At 62.0% G+C, this 18,087-nt stretch carries 14 protein-coding genes and 4 pseudogenes; 11 read left to right on the top strand and 7 right to left on the bottom strand.

The features are described 5' to 3' along the window. Positions 1 to 67: 67 nt before the first annotated feature. Both chvE and G5575_RS05475 read right to left on the bottom strand, forming a co-directional pair. On the bottom strand, positions 68 to 1,141 hold the full coding sequence (chvE, locus tag G5575_RS05480) for a multiple monosaccharide ABC transporter substrate-binding protein (RefSeq protein ID WP_164533413.1): 1,074 nt from the start codon (positions 1,139 to 1,141) through the stop codon (positions 68 to 70). Positions 1,142 to 1,341: 200 nt separating this feature from the next. Beyond that, a complete protein-coding gene (locus tag G5575_RS05475; RefSeq protein WP_164533412.1) occupies positions 1,342 to 2,577 on the bottom strand; it encodes a glycosyltransferase in 1,236 nt (411 codons plus the stop codon). A 222-nt stretch (positions 2,578 to 2,799) separates the two neighbouring features. Between G5575_RS05475 and crtY the strand changes: the two genes are divergently transcribed. Genes crtY through G5575_RS05460 form a run of 3 tightly spaced genes read left to right on the top strand, consistent with a single transcriptional unit; the run spans position 2,800 to position 6,388 of the window. Beyond that, positions 2,800 to 3,978 carry a lycopene beta-cyclase CrtY gene (crtY, locus tag G5575_RS05470; RefSeq protein ID WP_207632997.1) on the top strand — a complete coding sequence of 393 codons (1,179 nt, stop codon included), beginning with the start codon at positions 2,800 to 2,802 and terminating at the stop codon, positions 3,976 to 3,978. Next, on the top strand, positions 3,975 to 5,468 hold the full coding sequence (locus G5575_RS05465) for a phytoene desaturase (RefSeq protein ID WP_164533410.1): 1,494 nt from the start codon (positions 3,975 to 3,977) through the stop codon (positions 5,466 to 5,468). Before crtY ends, G5575_RS05465 begins: the two co-directional genes overlap by 4 nt. After that, a complete protein-coding gene (locus G5575_RS05460; protein ID WP_164533409.1) occupies positions 5,465 to 6,388 on the top strand; it encodes a phytoene/squalene synthase family protein in 924 nt (307 codons plus the stop codon). Before G5575_RS05465 ends, G5575_RS05460 begins: the two co-directional genes overlap by 4 nt. Here the strand turns inward: G5575_RS05460 and G5575_RS05455 are convergent, their stop codons facing one another. The 5 genes and pseudogenes from G5575_RS05455 to G5575_RS05435 form a co-directional block, all read right to left on the bottom strand. Then, a complete protein-coding gene (locus tag G5575_RS05455; protein ID WP_164533408.1) occupies positions 6,389 to 6,919 on the bottom strand; it encodes a sterol desaturase family protein in 531 nt (176 codons plus the stop codon). It abuts the gene before it with no gap. A 6-nt stretch (positions 6,920 to 6,925) separates the two neighbouring features. Continuing rightward, entirely contained in the window at positions 6,926 to 7,687 is a 762-nt protein-coding gene (locus tag G5575_RS05450) for a fatty acid desaturase (RefSeq protein WP_164533407.1), read from the bottom strand. 11 nt (positions 7,688 to 7,698) lie between these two features. Further along, positions 7,699 to 8,901, bottom strand: a complete 1,203-nt coding sequence (locus G5575_RS05445; protein ID WP_164533406.1) for an ABC transporter permease — start codon at positions 8,899 to 8,901, stop codon at positions 7,699 to 7,701. Further along, on the bottom strand, positions 8,898 to 9,857 hold the full coding sequence (locus G5575_RS05440) for an ABC transporter ATP-binding protein (protein ID WP_164533405.1): 960 nt from the start codon (positions 9,855 to 9,857) through the stop codon (positions 8,898 to 8,900). The genes G5575_RS05445 and G5575_RS05440 overlap by 4 nt, the downstream gene beginning before the upstream one ends. Next, positions 9,854 to 10,781 (bottom strand): annotated as a pseudogene (locus G5575_RS05435) (polyprenyl synthetase family protein). Before G5575_RS05435 ends, G5575_RS05440 begins: the two are co-directional and overlap by 4 nt. Before the next feature lie 108 nt (positions 10,782 to 10,889). Between G5575_RS05435 and fni the strand changes: the two are divergent. The 8 genes and pseudogenes from fni to mnhG all read left to right on the top strand — a co-directional run bounded on the left by fni (position 10,890) and on the right by mnhG (position 18,085). Beyond that, positions 10,890 to 11,938, top strand: a pseudogene (fni, locus tag G5575_RS05425) (type 2 isopentenyl-diphosphate Delta-isomerase). A 126-nt stretch (positions 11,939 to 12,064) separates the two neighbouring features. After that, complete coding sequence (locus tag G5575_RS05420; protein ID WP_164533402.1) at positions 12,065 to 15,001, top strand: monovalent cation/H+ antiporter subunit A; 2,937 nt, start codon at positions 12,065 to 12,067, stop codon at positions 14,999 to 15,001. Beyond that, entirely contained in the window at positions 15,001 to 15,333 is a 333-nt protein-coding gene (locus G5575_RS05415; protein WP_164533401.1) for a Na+/H+ antiporter subunit C, read from the top strand. Before G5575_RS05420 ends, G5575_RS05415 begins: the two co-directional genes overlap by 1 nt. Positions 15,334 to 15,337: 4 nt before the next feature. Further along, positions 15,338 to 16,965, top strand: a pseudogene (locus G5575_RS05410) (monovalent cation/H+ antiporter subunit D). Then, on the top strand, positions 16,962 to 17,138 hold the full coding sequence (locus tag G5575_RS21540; RefSeq protein WP_328765858.1) for a hypothetical protein: 177 nt from the start codon (positions 16,962 to 16,964) through the stop codon (positions 17,136 to 17,138). Before G5575_RS05410 ends, G5575_RS21540 begins: the two are co-directional and overlap by 4 nt. Beyond that, a pseudogene (locus tag G5575_RS21535) lies at positions 17,090 to 17,451 on the top strand (Na+/H+ antiporter subunit E). The gene G5575_RS21540 and the pseudogene G5575_RS21535 overlap by 49 nt, the downstream one beginning before the upstream one ends. After that, positions 17,448 to 17,729 carry a K+/H+ antiporter subunit F gene (locus G5575_RS05400; protein ID WP_164533400.1) on the top strand — a complete coding sequence of 94 codons (282 nt, stop codon included), beginning with the start codon at positions 17,448 to 17,450 and terminating at the stop codon, positions 17,727 to 17,729. Before G5575_RS21535 ends, G5575_RS05400 begins: the two are co-directional and overlap by 4 nt. Beyond that, positions 17,726 to 18,085 carry a monovalent cation/H(+) antiporter subunit G gene (gene mnhG / locus G5575_RS05395; protein WP_164533399.1) on the top strand — a complete coding sequence of 120 codons (360 nt, stop codon included), beginning with the start codon at positions 17,726 to 17,728 and terminating at the stop codon, positions 18,083 to 18,085. Before G5575_RS05400 ends, mnhG begins: the two co-directional genes overlap by 4 nt. Positions 18,086 to 18,087 lie beyond the last annotated feature (2 nt).

Genomic DNA, 18,087 nt, shown 5'->3' with positions numbered 1-18,087 from the left:
GATCGGCCCCATAGCAAAAGGCCCCACCAGTTGGCGGGGCCTTTCCTATTTTTATGCCGGTTGCAGACTACTGCAGGTCGGCTTCGTTGATGTAGCCGGAGTCGACAACCAGTTCCTTGTAGTTGGTGGCGTCGACTTCGTAGGGGGTCAGCAGCAGCGAGGGGACGACCTTGACGCCGTTGTCGTAGGTGGTGGTGTCGAGATCTGTCGGCTCGTTGCCCGAGAGAGCAGCGTCGATCAGGTCAGCGGTGACGCGGGCCAGTTCGCGGGTGTCCTTGTAGACGGTCGAATACTGTTCGCCGGCAATGATCGCCTTGATCGAGGGAACTTCAGCGTCCTGGCCCGAAATGATCGGGTAAGGCAGGTCGCCCGAACCGTAGCCGATGCCCTTGAGCGAGGAGAGGATGCCGCGCGCAACGCCGTCGTTCGGAGCAAGCACGGCGTCGACACGGGTGCCGTCCGAGTACTGGGCGGAGAGGATGTTATCCATGCGAGCCTGGGCAGTGGCGCCGTCCCAACGGAGGGTACCGACCTGGTCCATGCCCATCTGGCCGGACTTGACCACCAGCACGCCGCTATCGATCAGCGGCTGCAGAACGCTCATGGCGCCGTCGTAGAAGAAGAAGGCGTTGTTGTCGTCCGGCGAACCGCCGAAGAGCTCGATGTTGAACGGACCCTGGTTCTCGGGATAGCCGAGACCCTTGAGGATCGAATTGGCCTGCAGCACGCCGACCTGGAAGTTGTCGAAGGTGGTGTAGTAGTCGACGTTTTCGGTGTCGCGGATCAGGCGGTCATAGGCGACGACCTTGATGCCGGCTTCACCGGCAGCTTCGAGTGCAGCGCTCAGCGTCGTGCCGTCGAGGGCGGCGATGATCAAGGCCTTGGAGCCCTTGGTGATCATGTTTTCGATCTGCGACAGCTGGTTGGGGATATCGTCGCCAGCATATTGCAAGTCGACGGTATAGCCCTTGGCTTCGAGCGCGGACTTGAGTTCAGCGCCGTCCGAGTTCCAGCGCAGGGTGGTCTGTTCCGGCATGGAAATGCCGATGCTGCCCTTGTCCTGAGCGAATGTGGCGACCGGTGCGCCGAACGCCAGAGCGCCGACCATCGCGGTTGCGACCAGAGATTTGATCAGATTCATTCTTCACTCCCAAACTGGCGGATCCGGGAAGGTGTGAGCAGCGGGTTCAGCCTCGGTGCTCGACGTGACGAGCAGAGGGGCAGCCAGTGCATGTTCACGAAATCGGCGCCCTTGCGCCAATGGCCCTCCCAAGCCAGGGCTCAAGAATTACGGGATCGGCACGCAATCTGCAAGTGCATTGAGGTACGTGCCTCTGGCGCTTAAAGGCGCCTTGATCGGGCTGAGCTTTGCGAGACGCCGCCACCGGTGAAAGCCTGTTCCACGATGCTTGCGGCGCCATCCGCACCGCCCGAGGATCGGATTTCGGCGGCGAGCTCACCGGCGCGCTCGCGATAGCTGGGTTGCGTCAGGATGTCTCCAAGAGCTGCGGCAATGGCGGCGCTTCCAGCGCGGTGCGACAGGACCTTGCCGGCGCCGGATCGATCGAGGCGCGCGCCGATCCCGGGCTGCTCGAAGGCGAGCGGCATGCAGAGGATCGGAAGACCGGCAGCGAGCGCATCGAGCACAGTGTTGATGCCGCCATGAGTGATGACTGCGTCGGCCTCAGCCATGATCTCGGCATAGTTGACCCAGGGCACGACGAGGTCCGCATCGATCGACGCCGCCTGTCGCTCCGTCAGCCCATTGGCGTGGGAAACGATCAGTTTGACGCCAAGCTGCCGGCAGGCCTGGGCGATACGCTTGAAGAGCGGAAGGCGATGGTTCTGGAGCGTCCCCAGCGACGCAAAGACGACGGGCTGCTGGCGTTTTGCCAGTGACGGCGATGAAGCGGTGGCGGCGCGCCTCAGCGGGCCGACATAGTGGAAGGCGGGTGAAAGTTCTTGACGCGGAAAGTCGAGGCCCGGAACCAGTTGGCTGATATCAGCCAAAGGGGAAAGGCAGTCCACCACCTTTTCATAGGGTCCAAGACCCCATCGTGCGGACCATTCTGCGACCGTGTGGTCATGCCTGGCCGTGAGCTTATCGGCCACCCAGGTGCCGACACGATTGCGCTCGATCGCCTTGGGCGTGTCTTCATAGGGCCAATCGAGGAAGGGCACGGGCACGAGCGGTTCGCGGTTGATCGGGTGCGCCGCTGCCAGGGACACATAGGGCAGTCCCAGATGCTCGGCCACCAGGGCGCCGGCAGGCTCGAGCTGATCGGTGACCACGGCGTCGATAGCGTTGCGGCGCAGCAAGTCCGGCGCCATGCGGCACAGCGAGTCCGTCATCGCAGCCATTTCGCGCACCAGTTTCAGGACGCCGAAGGGCAGGCCGGAGGATCGGGTTCGAGCCACGAAGGATGCAGGGGTCCAGCTGCATTGGCTGGCATCGATCGGGATCGACTGGAACACCGGGTCAACGGACGCTTGCGGGTGATGAACGAGAAAGCATTGGTGACCCAGAGCATTCAGCGCCGCGGCCAGCCCTGCGGCGGGGCCAAGGTGACCCTGCAAAGGCGGGCTGAAAAAGCTATGCGCACGAACACGTCTTTCGTCATCAGGGCAATGGCTGAGCAACCCGAAGGGTTTCCTGTCGCTCGGAGCGGCAACCGAGTGCAACAGATATTTGCAAGACCGTTTCGTCAACCGCTGTTATAGATGATCCAGTCGCGGCGGCGCTTCGTTCTCCCTTCAGCTGAACGGCAAAGCCGCGCCGCATCTCGACTGGAGTGTTTTTTGCCGCAACCTCAGGAACGACCGCTTGTTCTGGTGGGAGCGGGGCTTGCCAGTGCGATGATCGCGCAGCGCCTGTCCTTTGCCGGCAAGGGTCCAAGCATCCTCATGCTGGAGGGCAGCGACAAACCTTTTGGCGAACACACCTGGTCGTTCCACGATCATGATGTTGAGTCTGAGGATTTTGCCTGGCTGACGCCGCTGATCGCCCATCGCTGGAAAGGCCAGTCGGTCCGTTTTCAGCACCTCAAGCGACACCTCACCTCGGGCTATGCCTCGCTGACCAGCGAGTCCGTGGCTGCCGGTATGGCAAAGCTTTCCAATGTCGAGATCAGGACCGGCACGAGGGTCGGCACGATCCTGGCGGACCGGGTAGTGCTCGACGACGGCAGCGCCATCGAGGCCAGCTGCGTCATCGATGGCCGCGGCTATCAGCCGAGCCCGGCTCTTGTTCTGGGCTATCAAAAATTCGTTGGGCTTGAGGTTGAACTGACTGAGCCGCATGGGCTCGCCGATCCGGTGATCATGGATGCTTCGGTTGACCAGAAAGATGGCTATCGCTTCGTCTATCTCCTGCCCTTTTCGCCCACGCGGGTGCTGATCGAAGACACGCGCTATACCGATGGTGAGGCGCTCGATCTCCAGCAGTTGGCCGCCGATATCGGCACATATGCCGAAGAACAGGGCTGGACCATCAAGCGGGTCGAGCGCGAGGAGCATGGCGTCCTGCCAATATCGCTGGCGCACGACTTCGATCGTTTTTGGGCCGAAAAACCACAGGACATTCCCCAGGCCGGCATGCGCGCCGGGCTTTTTCACCCCACGACCGGCTATAGCCTGCCTGAGGCCGTGCGGGTCGCCAATCTGGTCGCCAGGATGTGGCCGTGTGCCAGCCCGGAACTGGCTTCTGCCATTCGCCGCCATGCCAAAACCCGTCACCGCCAGCAGAGCTTTTATCGCCTGCTCGATCGCATGCTTTTCCGCGCGGCGCGTCCGGAGCGCCGGCATCTTGTGCTGGAGCGATTTTACAAATTGCCGCAGCCACTGATCGAGCGGTTCTATGCGGGACGTAGTACAAAGGGCGATATCGCCCGCATCCTGGTCGGGAAACCTCCCGTCCCTGTCCATCGCGCGCTTGCGGTTCTCCGTGAAGCGCCGTTTTTGAAAGCCAGACATCGATGACCAGCACTCAGAAAACAGCGGCTGTCATCGGTGCCGGATTTGGCGGGATCGCCTTGGCCATCCGGCTCCAGAGTGCTGGCATCAGCACCACTCTGTTCGAAAAGCGCGACAAGCCGGGTGGACGTGCCTACGTCTATACCGACGATGGCTTCACCTTCGACGCGGGTCCGACGGTCATCACCGATCCCGATTGTCTTGAACAGCTTTGGGAGGTCTCTGGGCGCAAACTTTCCGACTATGTGACGCTGATGCCGATCACCCCCTTCTACCAGCTCTGCTGGGAAGACGGCTATCGCTTCGACTATGCCAATGATCAGGCCGATATCGACCGGCAGATCGCAGCCAAGTCGCCGGAAGATGTGGAAGGCTATCGACGCTTTCTGAGCTATTCGGAAGATCTTTATCGCGAGGGTTACGAGAAGCTCGGCACCGTGCCCTTCCTCAACTTTTGGTCGATGATCAAGGTGGCGCCGCAGCTGATGCGACTCGAAAGCCATCGCAGCGTTTACTCCAAGGTCAGCCAGTTCATCAAAGACGACCAGCTGCGGCAGGCCTTTAGCTTCCACTCGCTTCTCGTAGGCGGCAATCCGTTTCAGACGTCTTCGATCTATGGGCTGATCCATGCGCTCGAGCGCAAGGGTGGGGTCTGGTTCGCCAAGGGCGGCACCGGCGCGCTGATCGCGGGCATGGTCAAGCTGTTCGAAGATCTTGGCGGGGTCGTGCACCTTAATGCCGAGATCGACCGCATCGACATCGATGGCGATCGGGCCAAGGCGCTGGTTCTCAAGGATGGCACGCGTCATGCCTTCGATCAGATTGCCTCGAACGCCGACGTGGTCCACACCTATAAGCATATGATGCGCGGCACTAAGCGTGGCGAGGTCAATGGCAAGGCGCTTGAGGGCAAGCGCTTTTCGATGTCGCTTTTCGTGATCTATTTCGGGCTCAAGACCACGCATCCAGAGCTCAAGCATCACATGGTTCTGTTCGGACCGCGCTATCGCGAGCTGATTTCCGAAATCTTCGGCGCCGAAGGTCTTGCGGACGACTTCTCGCTTTATCTTCATGCCCCGTCCGTCACCGACGACAGCCTCGCGCCTCCGGGCTCAAGCGCCTATTACGTCCTTTCGCCGGTGCCGCATCTGGGGACGGCGGATATCGACTGGGAGGTCGAAGGACCGAAATATCGCGATCGGATCCTCAAATATCTCAACGATCGCTACATTCCGGGCCTACTCGACGACCTCGTGACCGTGCGGCATTTCACGCCCTTCGATTTCCGCGACGAGCTTAATGCGCATCTCGGCTCGGCTTTTTCGGTCGAACCGATCCTGACGCAGAGCGCCTGGTTCCGGCCGCATAACCGCGACGACGATATCTCCAATCTTTATATCGTCGGCGCCGGCACGCATCCGGGTGCGGGTATTCCGGGCGTCGTCGGCTCGGCCAAGGCTACAGCCGGATTGATGATCGAGGACGCCAAGGCATGAGCGACGCGGTCGTCGCCAGCAGCGAAGTCTCGATTGCCCAGGGCTCGCAGAGTTTTGCCGCGGCAGCCCGGCTCTTCGACAAGCAAACGCGCGACGACGCGGTGATGCTCTATGCCTGGTGCCGCTATTGCGACGACGTTGTCGACGGACAGACGCTAGGGCATGCGCAGGAAGCTGACTTCCGCTCGGGTCAAAGCGAGCGATTGGAACGCCTCAAACAGCGAACGGCGTCGGCTCTTAGGGGAGAACGGAGCGACGATCCGGTGTTCGAAGCCTTGCGGCGCGTGGTGGCGCGGCACCAGATTCCGCACCGACACCCGCAAGAACTGCTGGCGGGCTTTGCGATGGATGTCGCCGATCAGCATTACGAAACCATCGAGGATACGCTGGTTTATTGCTATCACGTCGCCGGCGTCGTCGGCGTGATGATGGCCATGATCATGGGCGTGCGCGATCCCAAGGTTCTCGACCGGGCCAGCGATCTTGGCCTGGCCTTCCAGCTCACCAATATTGCCCGCGATGTGATCGACGATGCGCGGGTCGGGCGCGTCTATGTGCCGGCCGAACTTTTGCGCAAGCATGGCATTTCGGACATCCGCCCCGATGATCGTTCGCAATGGCCGGCGCTTCACGCCGCAGCGCTAGAGCTGCTTGATCTTGCCGAGCGCTACTACGACTCGGCCTATGCTGGCATGTCGTCATTGCCACCGCGATCGGCCTGGGCGATCGGCGCTGCACGCCGCGTATACCGCGCCATTGGCAGCAAGCTTCGCAAAGGCGGACCATTGGCCTGGGAGACGCGCGTTTCGACCAGCAAAGCCGAAAAGATCAGGCTTCTGGGACTGGCTTTGGGCGATGTGGGCACCACGCGCGTGATCCGGCGCGACACACCGCGCACCGGCCTCTGGCAGCGCCCCTAGCTATTCCGCGGCGGAGCGCTGATCGTCTTCCTTGAGCGCGTTCTGGTCGAAGCCGCGCTTGTTGTCTTGCAGTTTCTTCACCAGACTATCCACCGGCTCGGCGTAAACAAAACCGAAGGAGACGCAGCCATCCCGCCCTTCCACCGCGTGGTGCAGGCGATGGGCCTGGTAGACCCGCTTCAAGTAGCCTTTGCGTGGCAGGTATTTGAACGGCCAGCGCTGGTGCACCAGCCCATCGTGGAAGAAGAAATAAAGGACGCCATAGATCGAGATGCCGACGGCGATCCACCAGACCGGCCAGAAGCTGGCTCCAACCCAAAACAGCGATATGGCAAAGACACCGAAGACCACGGCGTAAAGGTCGTTTTCTTCCAAGCCCTCGTCATGGGGTTCATGGTGCGACTTGTGCCAACCCCAGCCCCAGCCATGCATGATGTGCTCATGCGACCAGGCAGCGAACCATTCCATAAACACGACAGTGCCAAGAACCAGAAGCGTCGGGACGAGGTAGTGCAGAACAGTGTCGATCATCGAAACTCAGTTGGCGGTTGAACGCAGGATGGCGCGGCGATGTGCCGGCAACTTCCACCACGGCACCCAGGGCGCATCATGGTGTTCATGATGATAGCCGAAGTGGAAACACGTCATCAAAGATAAAAACGGCGAGAAGTCGTTGCTGCGCGCGCGATGCTGGTCGGAGAAGGGCTCTTCGTCGATCCGATGCGGTCGATAGGTGCCGAAGTAGAAGAGCTGCAGCGACGAAAGGATCGCTGGCAGGGCCCAGAATACCAGCATGGTGGGGAACCGTTCGCGCAGGATCACGAGGTAGATGACGACCGCGATCGTCAGAATGCCGAATTCCCGCCAGCCGAAATAGTGGCGGAAGAACTTATAGTACCACGGCCAAAAGCTCGAAGAGTGATCGGGGTCGAAATCCGGATCGTCTTCGGTGCCGGCATTGCGATGATGAGCGTGATGGTTCTCGTGCAGCTTTTCGTAGGAAAAGCCGGCATAAACGAAAACGCAGAACCGGCCGATCGCTCGATTGAGCCCCGGAGCCTGCGGCGCCAGCGTGCCATGCATGGAGTCGTGGGCGACGATGAACATGCCGACGCTCAGCCAGCATTGCAGCAGGATGACGACGGGCGCCAGCATCCAGAGCCCGTTGCTGGTCCAGTCGATGAAAAAGATAGCGGTGATGTGGACCGTCAGCCAGGCAGAGATAATCAGCGACGCGAGGGCGAGCCCCGTCAGGCCGTCGGTCGGGCTCAGCGTCTTGTTGCTTGTCGACACAGTCATCATCGAGCTCCTCAGAGCTTCAGGCGCAACCTTGAAACGAGGACGGCAACAAGCAGAGCCATGGATGCGACCGTCAACAACCATCCCAGGTCAGAAACGATATCGCGCAGCCCTTCGCCGCGCCACAGCACACCGTGATAGGCCTCGATCGTCCATGCATTGGGCGTGTACCATCCGATATCCTGCAACCATGGCGGCATCATGAAGCGTGGGACCATCGATCCGCCGATTGCCGAACAAACGAGGACGATGAAAGTCGCGATGGTATGCGCCTGCTGCTTGGACGTGCAGATGGAAGCGACCGCAAGGCCCAGTCCTGCCGCCGCGAAGGAGGCCGCGGTCGTGGTCAGCAGCCAAAGCGGCAGATAGGGGAGAATGTCGACGCGATAAACCAGGGCCGCGACGGCAAAGATCAAGATGACCTGGATGATGCCCTGCACGGTGAGGAACAAGAACTTGCCCATCACCACGACATCGGTGCCGGCCGGGCCGATCGCCACGCGATCGACAATGCCGGAGTTTCGCTCCTCGATCAGCGTCGCCGAGCTCTGCATGGCGGAAAAGAGAAGGAAAAGGATCGCGACGGCCCCGGCGTAATAGGTGACGGTCGCGCCCGAGGCGCGTTCAGGTCCGGTCATCTCTGTTTGCACGAGGCCGGCGGTGTCGCCAACAGAGGTGTCATCCGCGCTCAACTCAGCAATGGCTGCGTCCAGTCGCGCCTGTTGCTCGGGCGTAAAGCCCCCCACAATGGAGGCAATCTCCGGCGCTGTCCGCGACAAGGCGAGGTCCGGCATCTGGAGGCCGATCAAGCGCTGCACCTGCCCGGAAAGAATTGCACCGGCCAAGAGCTTTGCCGGATCGACGAGGATCAGAACGGGCGCCGTCCCCGTATCGTCGAGGTTTGAAGCGAGGATCAAGCCGACATCGGCCTCGCCGCTATCGACGCTGGCGATCGCTTCCGCCTCGCTGCTGAACGTTTCTTCCATGATGCGCAGCGATGGCTCGGCCCGCAGCGCGCTTTCCAGCCTCTCGGTCAGGGCTGATGGCTGCGCGACGGCCAGCGCTACCTGGAGCCGCATTTCGTCGCCAGTGGCTCCGGAAAAGATCGCGGCAAAGATCACGAAGATCGTTGGCGGCAGGAGAAAGGCCATGGCCAGGGCGCCGCGATCTCGCAGCAGGCTGAGGATCATGACCCGGAGCATGGCGCCGATCATGCCGGCTCGCTTTCCCTGGCGGCAGTGGCGGCATCACGCGATAGTCGAAGAAAGAGGCTGTCGAGCCCGGGTTCGCGCACCCGGATCTCGCGCGTCATAAGACCGGCACGCTCCAGGGCGGAGGTCAGGTCCTGTACCGTCCGCTCGTTGCTCTCGCCCATCATCGACCAGTTGAGGTTGCCGTTGGACGGCGCGAAGCCGGCGCGCTGAAGAGCCTCGGCCTGCGGCTTGGTGGCTGCCGCGCGCAACTCGATGATGATTTCGCGCTGGTTGCCGAAGGCGGCAAAAATCAATGTTCGCGGACTGCCATGCGGCGCAATCACGCCATGGCGCAAAAAGCCGACGCGCGAGCACAGGAGTTCGGCCTGGTCGAGATCGTGCGTCGCGAGCAACACGCCCATGCCCAGGTGACTCAGTTGTTTGATGACCTCATGGAGCCCGTTGCGCGCGTCGACGTCGACGCCGACAGTGGGCTCGTCGAGGATCAAAAGATCGGGGCGATGAAGGATGGCGGCGGCGATATTGACCCGGCGCTTCCACCCACCTGACAGGTGCTCCACCCTTTCACCCAGCCGCGCCTCGATGTCCGCTGCCTCGCCCGCCCAGCGCACCGCTTCCTGCGTTTGACTGCGGTTCAGCCCCGAAAGGCGGCCGAAGACCTCGAGGTTTTCCTGCGCGGTCAGATGCGGGTAAAGTGCGATCTCCTGTGGCACGAGGCCGATGCGGCGCATGGAATGGCGGCTGACCGGCCGCCCCATGATGGCGACGGCGCCGCCCACGGGGCGGATGCGACCGGCAATGGTTCGGATGAGCGTGGTCTTGCCAGCGCCATTTGGCCCCAGGAGCCCGAAGATTTCGCCCTTGGCGACTTGAAGATTGAGGCCTTTGAGGACCTCGCGGCTACCGTATCGTGTGCGCAGGTCGAGGACTTGCAGCGCCGGTAGCGCTTCGTTCATGGATGGGCCGCCTTGTATTTCTTGAACAAGCGCTGGACGAGTTCACGGATCGGGGCGGCATCGACGCCGCTTTCGATCAGTGCCTCGTCAGCATGCGCGAGATGTTCTTCGCAACTCAGATGCGCCCGATTGGCACCGAAAAGCGAAACAAGTGTGGCCTTGCTCCCGTCCTTAAGCACATCCTTGCCGAGTTCACCCGTCGAGCCGTTAAGATCAAGGAGATCATCGGCGGTCTGGAAGGCGACGCCAAAGTGACGGGCAAAGCGCTTCACCGCCTCGATGCGGGTGTCGTCCATGCCTCTGAGCACCGCGCCCATTTCCGCTGCCGCGACGAACAGCACGCCGGTCTTGAGCCAGTTCAGTTCCTCGACGTCGGTCGCCCCGACAAGGCGATCGCGGCCGTTGACGTCGATTTCCTGGCCTGCCACGAGCCCGTCCCAACCGACAGCGTCGGATAGCAAGCTCGCCAGCCGCAGGCGCTTGGCTTCCTCGACATGCTCAAGGCTGGCGATGATGCCGAAAGCCTTGGTGAGGAGCGCAATGGCGGCCAGGATCGCGGTCGACTGACCGAAGGCGATGGGTGGTGGGGCGCGAGCGCCGCAGTTGCGCATCGTCCATGCAGGGCAGATCGTCGAGGATCAGCGACGCGGTGTGCACCATTTCGACGGCGCATCCGGCATCGAGAACAGCTCGCTGCTCCCAGGCCTCCGGCTCAGCGATCAGATAAAGAAGAACCGGCCGGACCCGCTTGCTTTCGCCGAGGAGTGCGTGGCGGACGGCGCCAACAAGATTGGGCGGGACACCCGGCAGATCGGCAACAAGGGTCTCGAGACGATGTTCCACGGCGCTGCGCACGGACAGCGCATCGGCGACCGCAGCAACGCGGGAAGATTTCAGATCGAGTGAGGCATTGGAAAGCGTCATCGGTAAAGTGTCCCGTGTGGAGGAACCATAGTCGGTGAACCGAAAGTCCGTCCACCACGTAAAGTGCAATAAATGCGTCCGCGACCGTCAGCGCCTACAGGCGGGATGATGCGGCGGGACAGGCGGGTTGAAAACGTGTTGCAGGATCGAAAGAACGAACATCTCGATATCGTGCTTGGCGGCCTCGGCCGCTCGCGGGCCCAGACCGGCTTTGACGACATAGCATTCGAGCATGTTGCCCTCCCCGAGCTTGATATGGCCGACATCGATCTTGGTACGGTCTTTCTCGGGAAACGGATCAATGCGCCGCTCCTGGTAAGCTCGATGACCGGTGGGCCGGCCCGGGCTGCCGAGATCAACCGCAACCTGGCCATTGCGTGCCAGAACCTCGGCATCGCGCTGGCGGTCGGATCGCAGCGCATCGCCATCGAAGGGGCGGAACAGGGCGGGCTTGGATCCGAATTGCGGCAGCTGGCGCCTGACATTCCGCTGCTCGGCAATATCGGGGCGGCGCAGCTCAACCTGGGGTTTGGCGTCGAACAAGCCCGGCGTGCCGTCGACATGATCGGCGCCAATGCCCTCATCATACACGTCAACCCGCTGCAGGAAGCGGTGCAGCCGGAGGGCGATCGCGACTGGCGGGGCCTCCTTGGCAAGATCGAGCAATTGGCCAAAACCTTGGGCGTGCCGCTGGTCGTCAAGGAAGTCGGCGCCGGCATTTCGAGCAGCGTGGCGCGGCGTCTTGTCGATGCGGGGGTGTCGGTGATCGATGTGGCGGGCGCCGGGGAACGAGCTGGGCTGCGGTCGAAGCCGAACGGGCGCGTGCACCCGGGCAGGCCGAGGTGGCGCGGGCCTTCGCCGACTGGGGCATTCCAACAGCGCAAGCGATCCGGGAGGTGCGCGCCGCCTGTCCCGACACTCAGATCATCGGCTCGGGCGGCATTCGCAACGGCGTCGATGTGGCCAAGGCCATCCGCCTCGGCGCCAATCTTGTCGGCCAGGCCAGCGGCGTTCTCGACGCCGCCATTCGCTCCTCGGACGATGTCGTGGCGGCCCTCTCGATCACCATCGCTCAGCTGCGCGTGGCTTGTTTTTGCACCGGCTCGGCCAACCTTGCAGAATTATCTGGGGCCCAGCTTCAGGAAATCCGGCCCTGAACGCATCGAAAATCCTGCCTGCGTCCTTTAGAGGTGTTGATCTAGGCGAACCCATTGTTCACAAGGGAAATGAGCTGACGACTCTCTTCGGCAATTTGCGGACCAAGAAGGAATCTCGACGCGTTGATGCCACCCAGTTTCTTGCTCGTTGTCATCGTCGCTCTTCCATTTCTCTTCGCGCTTGTTGCCGCTGCCCTCCCTGCAAATGCCCGTAATGCCGAAGCCTGGCTCTCGGGCGCGCTGACGCTTGGTCTTCTTACGCTTGCCATCGCTTTTTATCCGCAGATCACCGATGGCGGGGTGGTGCGCTACGAGATCGAGTGGCTGCCCTCGCTGGGGCTGAACCTCATTTTCCGCCTGGACGGCTTTGCCTGGCTCTTCTGCGTGCTCATCACCGGCATCGGCTTTCTGGTGGTGCTTTACACGCGCTACTACATGTCGCCCAAGGATCCGGTGCCGCGCTTTTTCGGCTTTCTCCTGGCCTTCATGGGCGCCATGCTCGGCCTCGTCACTGCCGGTAACATCATCCAGCTCGCCGTTTTCTGGGAGCTGACGAGCCTCATCTCGTTCCTGCTGATCGGCTATTGGTACCATCGCAGCGATGCCCGCGACGGCGCCCGCATGGCGCTGATCGTGACGGCCACCGGCGGCCTCGCGCTCTTTGTCGGGCTGATGATCATCGGCCACATCGTGGGCAGCTACGATCTCGATGTGATCCTCGCCTCGGGCGACCTGATCCGCAATCACGAGCTCTATAATGTCGCGCTGATCCTGATGCTGCTCGGCGCCATGACCAAGAGCGCGCAGTTCCCGTTCCAGTTCTGGCTGCCCCACGCCATGGCGGCGCCGACCCCGGTCTCGGCCTATCTTCATTCCGCCACCATGGTGAAGGCCGGCGTGTTCCTCCTGGTCCGGTTCTGGCCCGTCATGTCGGGGACCGACGGCTGGTTCTGGATCGTGACCTTTGCGGGCCTCATCACGCTGATGATCGGCGCCTATGCGGCGCTGTTCCAGCGCGATCTCAAGGGGTTGCTGGCCTATTCGACCATCTCCCATCTCGGTCTCATCACCACGCTGATCGGCATGGGGTCGCCGCTGGCACTGGTTGCGGCCATCTTCCACATTGCCAATCATGCGACCTTCAAGGCCTCGCTATTCATGGCGGCCGGCATCATCGACCACGAGACCGGCACGCGCGACATCCGCCGCCTGAGCGGCCTCTATAAATTCATGCCCTTCACCGCGACACTGGCCATGATCGCCAGCGCTGCCATGGCCGGCGTGCCGCTGCTCAACGGCTTCCTTTCCAAGGAAATGTTCTTCACCGAAACGGCCGAGTTCGACCCCAATGCCTTCGTCAACCTGGCGCTGCCGATCGGCGCGACGATTGCCGGCATGTTCAGCGTCGCCTATTCGATCCGCTTCGTGCATGGGGTGTTTTTCGGCCCGCCGCCCACAGCGCTCGACCGTGTCCCGCACGAGCCCCCTGCCCTTATGCGACGACCGATCGAGCTTCTGGTGTTGATTTGCCTGGCTGTCGGCATCATTCCGGGCATCACCATCGGGCCTTATCTGGCGGCAGCGGTGGTCTCGGTTCTGGGCGACGAAACGCCCTATTACAGCCTTTCGGTGTGGCACGGTTTCAACCTGCCGCTGATCATGAGCATCGTGGCCTTGATCGGTGGCGGCGTGCTTTATCTGGCCTTCTACCGCTATCTCAACGGCGAACGCGACGGCACGCCGCTGCTGCATCGCTTCCGCGGCCAGCGCATCTTCGAAAAGGTGCTGGTCACCGTCACCTGGCGCTGGGCCCGCGCGCTCAACGGGCTGTTCGGGACACGCCGCCTGCAGCCGCAGCTCCTGATCATCATCGCGCTGGCCGTCCTGGTCGGCGCGCTGCCGCTCTGGAACCGCATCGGCTCGCTGGTGATGCCGGTGACGCCCTTTGATCCGGTCTTTGCCTTTATGTGGCTGGTCGGCGGCGCCTGTGCGCTTGCCGCGGCTTATCAGGCCAAGTTTCATCGCTTCGCGGCTATGATCCTCCTCGGCGGCGCGGGCCTTGTGACCTGCATGACCTTTGTCTGGTTCTCGGCGCCCGACCTGGCGTTGACCCAGCTCGTGGTCGAGATCGCAACCACGGTTCTGATCCTGCTCGGCCTGCGCTGGCTGCCGCAGCGCCTTCCCACAAGGGAAAGCGATGCCACCGTGCTGCGCGATCGTCTGCGGCGCTATCGCGATATGGTCGTCGCGCTTGCGGCAGGGATCGGTCTTGCGACCATGTCCTATCTCATCATGACGCGCCCTGCCCTTGACGGCATTGCCAGCTTTTTCCTCGAAAACGCCTATGGCCTGGGTGGCGGCACCAATGTGGTCAATGTCATGCTGGTGGATTTCCGCGCCTTCGATACTTTCGGCGAAATTGCTGTGCTGGGCGTCGTGGCGCTCACGGTCTTTTCGCTGCTGCGCCGCTTCCGCCCGGCTCGGGAAAGCATCGCCAAACCGCAGCAACAATTGGTGCAGAACGCCTTTGATAGTGACCAACCCGATCGCAATCCGGGCGACACGATTGCCGCTTACCTCCTGGTCCCGTCGCAGATCATGCAATGGCTGTTCCCGGTCGTGATCACCGTAGCCGTCTACCTGTTCATGCGCGGTCACGACCTGCCCGGCGGCGGTTTTGTGGGCGGCATCACCATGTCGATTGCCTTTATCCTGCAATATATGGCTGGCGGCACCCGCTGGGTGGAAGACCGGCTGCGCATCCTGCCGGTGATCTGGATCGGATCGGGTCTAGGCATCGCGCTTCTGACCGGCGCCGGCTCCTGGCTCTTCGGCTTTCCGTTCCTCACCACCTATTTCCAATATGCCGACATTCCACTGATTGGACGGGTCCCCCTTGCGACGGCGTTGCTGTTCGACCTGGGCGTCTTCATGCTCGTGGTCGGCTCGACCGTTCTGATTCTGATCGCGCTGGCGCACCAATCGGTCCGCTCGCCACGGGCCGCACGGGGTACGCGTTCCGCTCCGCCCGCAACGGCGCAAGCGAGCGAGGGGGCACGCTGATGGAACTGGTTCTGTCCCTCGCCATCGGTGTTCTTACCGCCTCGGGTGTTTATCTCGTCCTGCGCCCGCGCACCTTCCAGGTGATCGTCGGGCTGTCGCTGATCTCCTATGCGGTCAATCTTTTTATCTTCAGCATGGGCCGACTGCGCATCGACGCGGCGCCAATCCTTGATCGCGCCAATATGGATCCGGCGGCCTACACGGATCCGGTGCCGCAGGCCTTGGTGTTGACGGCCATCGTCATCGGCTTTGCCATGACGGCGCTGTTCCTTGTCGTCCTGCTGGCCGCACGTGGCTTTACCGGCACCGACCATGTCGATGGGCGGGATTAAGACCATGAACTTTTTCGATCATCTGGTCATCTTCCCGATTCTTTTGCCGCTCGCCACTGCAGTGCTCGTCACCCTGCTCGACGATCGCTTCCGCAATCTCAAGGTGGGCATCAGCGTCGGCTCGACGGCGCTCCTCGTCTGCATTGCCTTGCTGCTTGCCGTGCCGACGGTGCATCTGGGGCCTTCGGAAGGCGAGTTGATCAAGACCTATGCGCTGGGTGACTGGCCCATGCCCTTCGGCATCGTCCTCGTCGCCGACCGGCTCTCGGTGCTGATGGTACTGGTCACCTCGATCCTTGGCCTTGCGACCCTCACCTTCTCGCTGGCGCGCTGGTACAGCGCCGGTCCGAACTTTCCGGCAATCCTCCAGATCCTCTTGATGGGGCTCAACGGCGCCTTCCTCACCGGCGACGTCTTCAACCTCTTCGTGTTCTTCGAGGTAATGCTGGCCGCATCCTATGGCCTTTTGCTGCATGGCAGCGGCACGGCACGCGTCAAGGCATCGCTGCACTATATCGCCGTCAACCTCATCGCCTCGTTCCTGTTCCTGATCGGCGCCGCGCTGATCTATGGCACGACCGGCACGCTCAACATGGCGGACCTCATCCTCCGCATCCCCCAGGTTGCGGTGGAAGATCGCGCGCTGCTCGATGCCGGGCTGGGACTACTGGGCCTCACCTTCCTGATCAAGGCCGGCATGTGGCCGATCAGCTTCTGGCTTCCAAACGCTTATTCGGTCGCTGCGGCACCGGTGGCGGCGATGTTTGCGATCATGACCAAGGTGGGCGTTTACGCGCTCTTGCGCCTCTCCTACCTCTTGTTTGCGGCAGAAGCCGATGGCGTGGTCGGCTTCAGCCACAATGTGCTCTTCATCGGCGGGCTTGCCACCCTTGCCTTCGGGACGATCGGCGTCCTCGCTGCACAAACCAGCATGCGGCTCGCCAGCTATCTGGTGCTGGTGTCCTCAGGCACGCTGCTCGCCGCCATCGGCTTTGGCGGCGCCGGCGTCATGAGTGGGGCACTGTTTTATCTCGTCATTTCGAGCTTTGCGATCGGCGCCCTGTTCCTTTTGATCGAGATCATCGAACGCTCCCGTATCGTCGGCGCCGACGTCTTGGCAGTGACGATGGAAGCCTATGGCGAACGCGACGACGATGAAGAGCCCGAGGCCGAAGAAGCCGGCCTTGTCATCCCGGCAAGCACGGCCTTTTTGGGCGTGAGCTTCGGAATTTGCTGCCTGCTTCTTGCCGGCCTCCCCCGCTTTCTGGCTTCCTAGCCAAATTCGCCATGCTGAGCACCGCGCTCAACGTCGGCGACACCCCTCCGACGCAAGCGTGGTGGCTGACGGCGACGCTGATCGTCTCGGGGCTCTGCGTGCTTATCGCCATGGCCCGCAGCGGCATCAACATCTTTTGGGCAACGCTTGAGCCCGGCGCCGCAAGGGCAAGGCTTAGCGAAGTGCTGCCGATCGTCGTGCTGTTGGCGCTGTGCGTCGGCCTCAGCGCCATTCCCGCATCGGTGCTCGAATATCTCGAGAGCACCGCATCGCTCGTGACCATTCCCGAATATTACGTGATGGAAGTCATGGGCCAGGACGCCATAACCAGCCTCGTGCGGGGAAGCGCGCCATGAGCCGGCTCTTTCCCTACCCGCTTTTGACCATTGCCCTCACCATCATGTGGCTGCTGCTGCAGCAGTCGGCAGGGCTGGGCCATGTTCTTTGGGCTTCGTCGTTGCGTTTGCGGCGTCCCATGCCATGGCGCGACTGCAACCGCATCAGCCCCGCATCCGCCGCCCGGATCTGATCCTCAAGCTCCTCGCCGAAGTCACGGTCGATATCTTGCGCTCCAACATCGCGGTCACCCGCATCGTCATCGCCGGCGAGCGCCGCAAGACCACGGCGGCGTTCATCAAGATGCCCCTGGAGCTCAAGGACCCAGCGGGACTGGCCGTCCTCTCCTGCATCGTCACCGCAACCCCGGCAGCGCCTGGCTCGAATATAGTCCGGCGGAAAGCACGGTCCTCATCCATGTGCTTGATCTGATCGACGAAGCTGAGTGGATAGACACCATCAAGCGCCGCTATGAATCCCTGCTGGCTGTGGAGATCTTCCAATGAGCGCAGCCATCCTTTTCTGGAGCATCACCGTGGCCCAGGTCATGCTCGGCGCCGCCATGCTGGTGACGCTCTGCCGGCTGATCATCGGACCGCGGGCGCAGGACCGTGTCTTGAGTTTGGATTCGATGTATGTCGTGGCCATGCTGTTGCTGGTCACTTTCGGCATGAAGGCGGGCACGACGATCTATTTTGAAGTCGCCCTGCTGATCGGGCTTTTGGGCTTTGTCGGCACCGTGGCGCTGGCCAAGTTCCTGATGCGCGGCGAGGTCATCGAATGAATTTCGAAACCATCCCGCTTTGGGCCGCCATCATTATCTCGTTTCTGGTGCTGGCCGGTGCGGTGCTGACTTTCGTCGGTGCGATCGGCCTTATGCGCATGCCATCATTTTACCAGCGCATCCATGCCCCGACTTTGGGCACAAGTTTCGGGGCCATCGGCGTGCTCCTGGCATCCGCCATTCTCGCCAGCCTGGGCGAGGGACGGTTCATTGCGCATGAAGTCTTGATCTTCGTCTTCGTCAGCGTCACGACGCCCGTGACCCTGATGCTGCTGGCCCGCGCCGCCCTTCATCGCGACCGGGTGGAAGGATCATCCGAAGTGCCGGCGGTCTTGGAAAAGCCCGTCGATCAATAAAG

This window comes from Devosia aurantiaca (assembly GCF_011058215.1).
Lineage (GTDB): Bacteria > Pseudomonadota > Alphaproteobacteria > Rhizobiales > Devosiaceae > Devosia > Devosia aurantiaca.
Note: the sequence above shows the minus strand (reverse complement) of the source record. Positions and strands in the feature narration are given on the sequence as shown.

What these genes read in the sequence shown, in the direction of transcription:
- chvE (WP_164533413.1), bottom strand. Translation starts at nt 1,141, where the DNA reads ATGAATCTGATCAAATCTCTGGTCGCAACCGCGATGGTCGGCGCTCTG.
- G5575_RS05465 (WP_164533410.1), top strand. Translation starts at nt 3,975, where the DNA reads ATGACCAGCACTCAGAAAACAGCGGCTGTCATCGGTGCCGGATTTGGC.
- G5575_RS05460 (WP_164533409.1), top strand. Translation starts at nt 5,465, where the DNA reads ATGAGCGACGCGGTCGTCGCCAGCAGCGAAGTCTCGATTGCCCAGGGC.
- G5575_RS05455 (WP_164533408.1), bottom strand. Translation starts at nt 6,919, where the DNA reads ATGATCGACACTGTTCTGCACTACCTCGTCCCGACGCTTCTGGTTCTT.
- G5575_RS05450 (WP_164533407.1), bottom strand. Translation starts at nt 7,687, where the DNA reads ATGACTGTGTCGACAAGCAACAAGACGCTGAGCCCGACCGACGGCCTG.
- G5575_RS05445 (WP_164533406.1), bottom strand. Translation starts at nt 8,901, where the DNA reads ATGATCGGCGCCATGCTCCGGGTCATGATCCTCAGCCTGCTGCGAGAT.
- G5575_RS05440 (WP_164533405.1), bottom strand. Translation starts at nt 9,857, where the DNA reads ATGAACGAAGCGCTACCGGCGCTGCAAGTCCTCGACCTGCGCACACGA.
- G5575_RS05420 (WP_164533402.1), top strand. Translation starts at nt 12,065, where the DNA reads ATGCCACCCAGTTTCTTGCTCGTTGTCATCGTCGCTCTTCCATTTCTC.
- G5575_RS05415 (WP_164533401.1), top strand. Translation starts at nt 15,001, where the DNA reads ATGGAACTGGTTCTGTCCCTCGCCATCGGTGTTCTTACCGCCTCGGGT.
- G5575_RS21540 (WP_328765858.1), top strand. Translation starts at nt 16,962, where the DNA reads ATGAGCCGGCTCTTTCCCTACCCGCTTTTGACCATTGCCCTCACCATC.
- G5575_RS05400 (WP_164533400.1), top strand. Translation starts at nt 17,448, where the DNA reads ATGAGCGCAGCCATCCTTTTCTGGAGCATCACCGTGGCCCAGGTCATG.
- mnhG (WP_164533399.1), top strand. Translation starts at nt 17,726, where the DNA reads ATGAATTTCGAAACCATCCCGCTTTGGGCCGCCATCATTATCTCGTTT.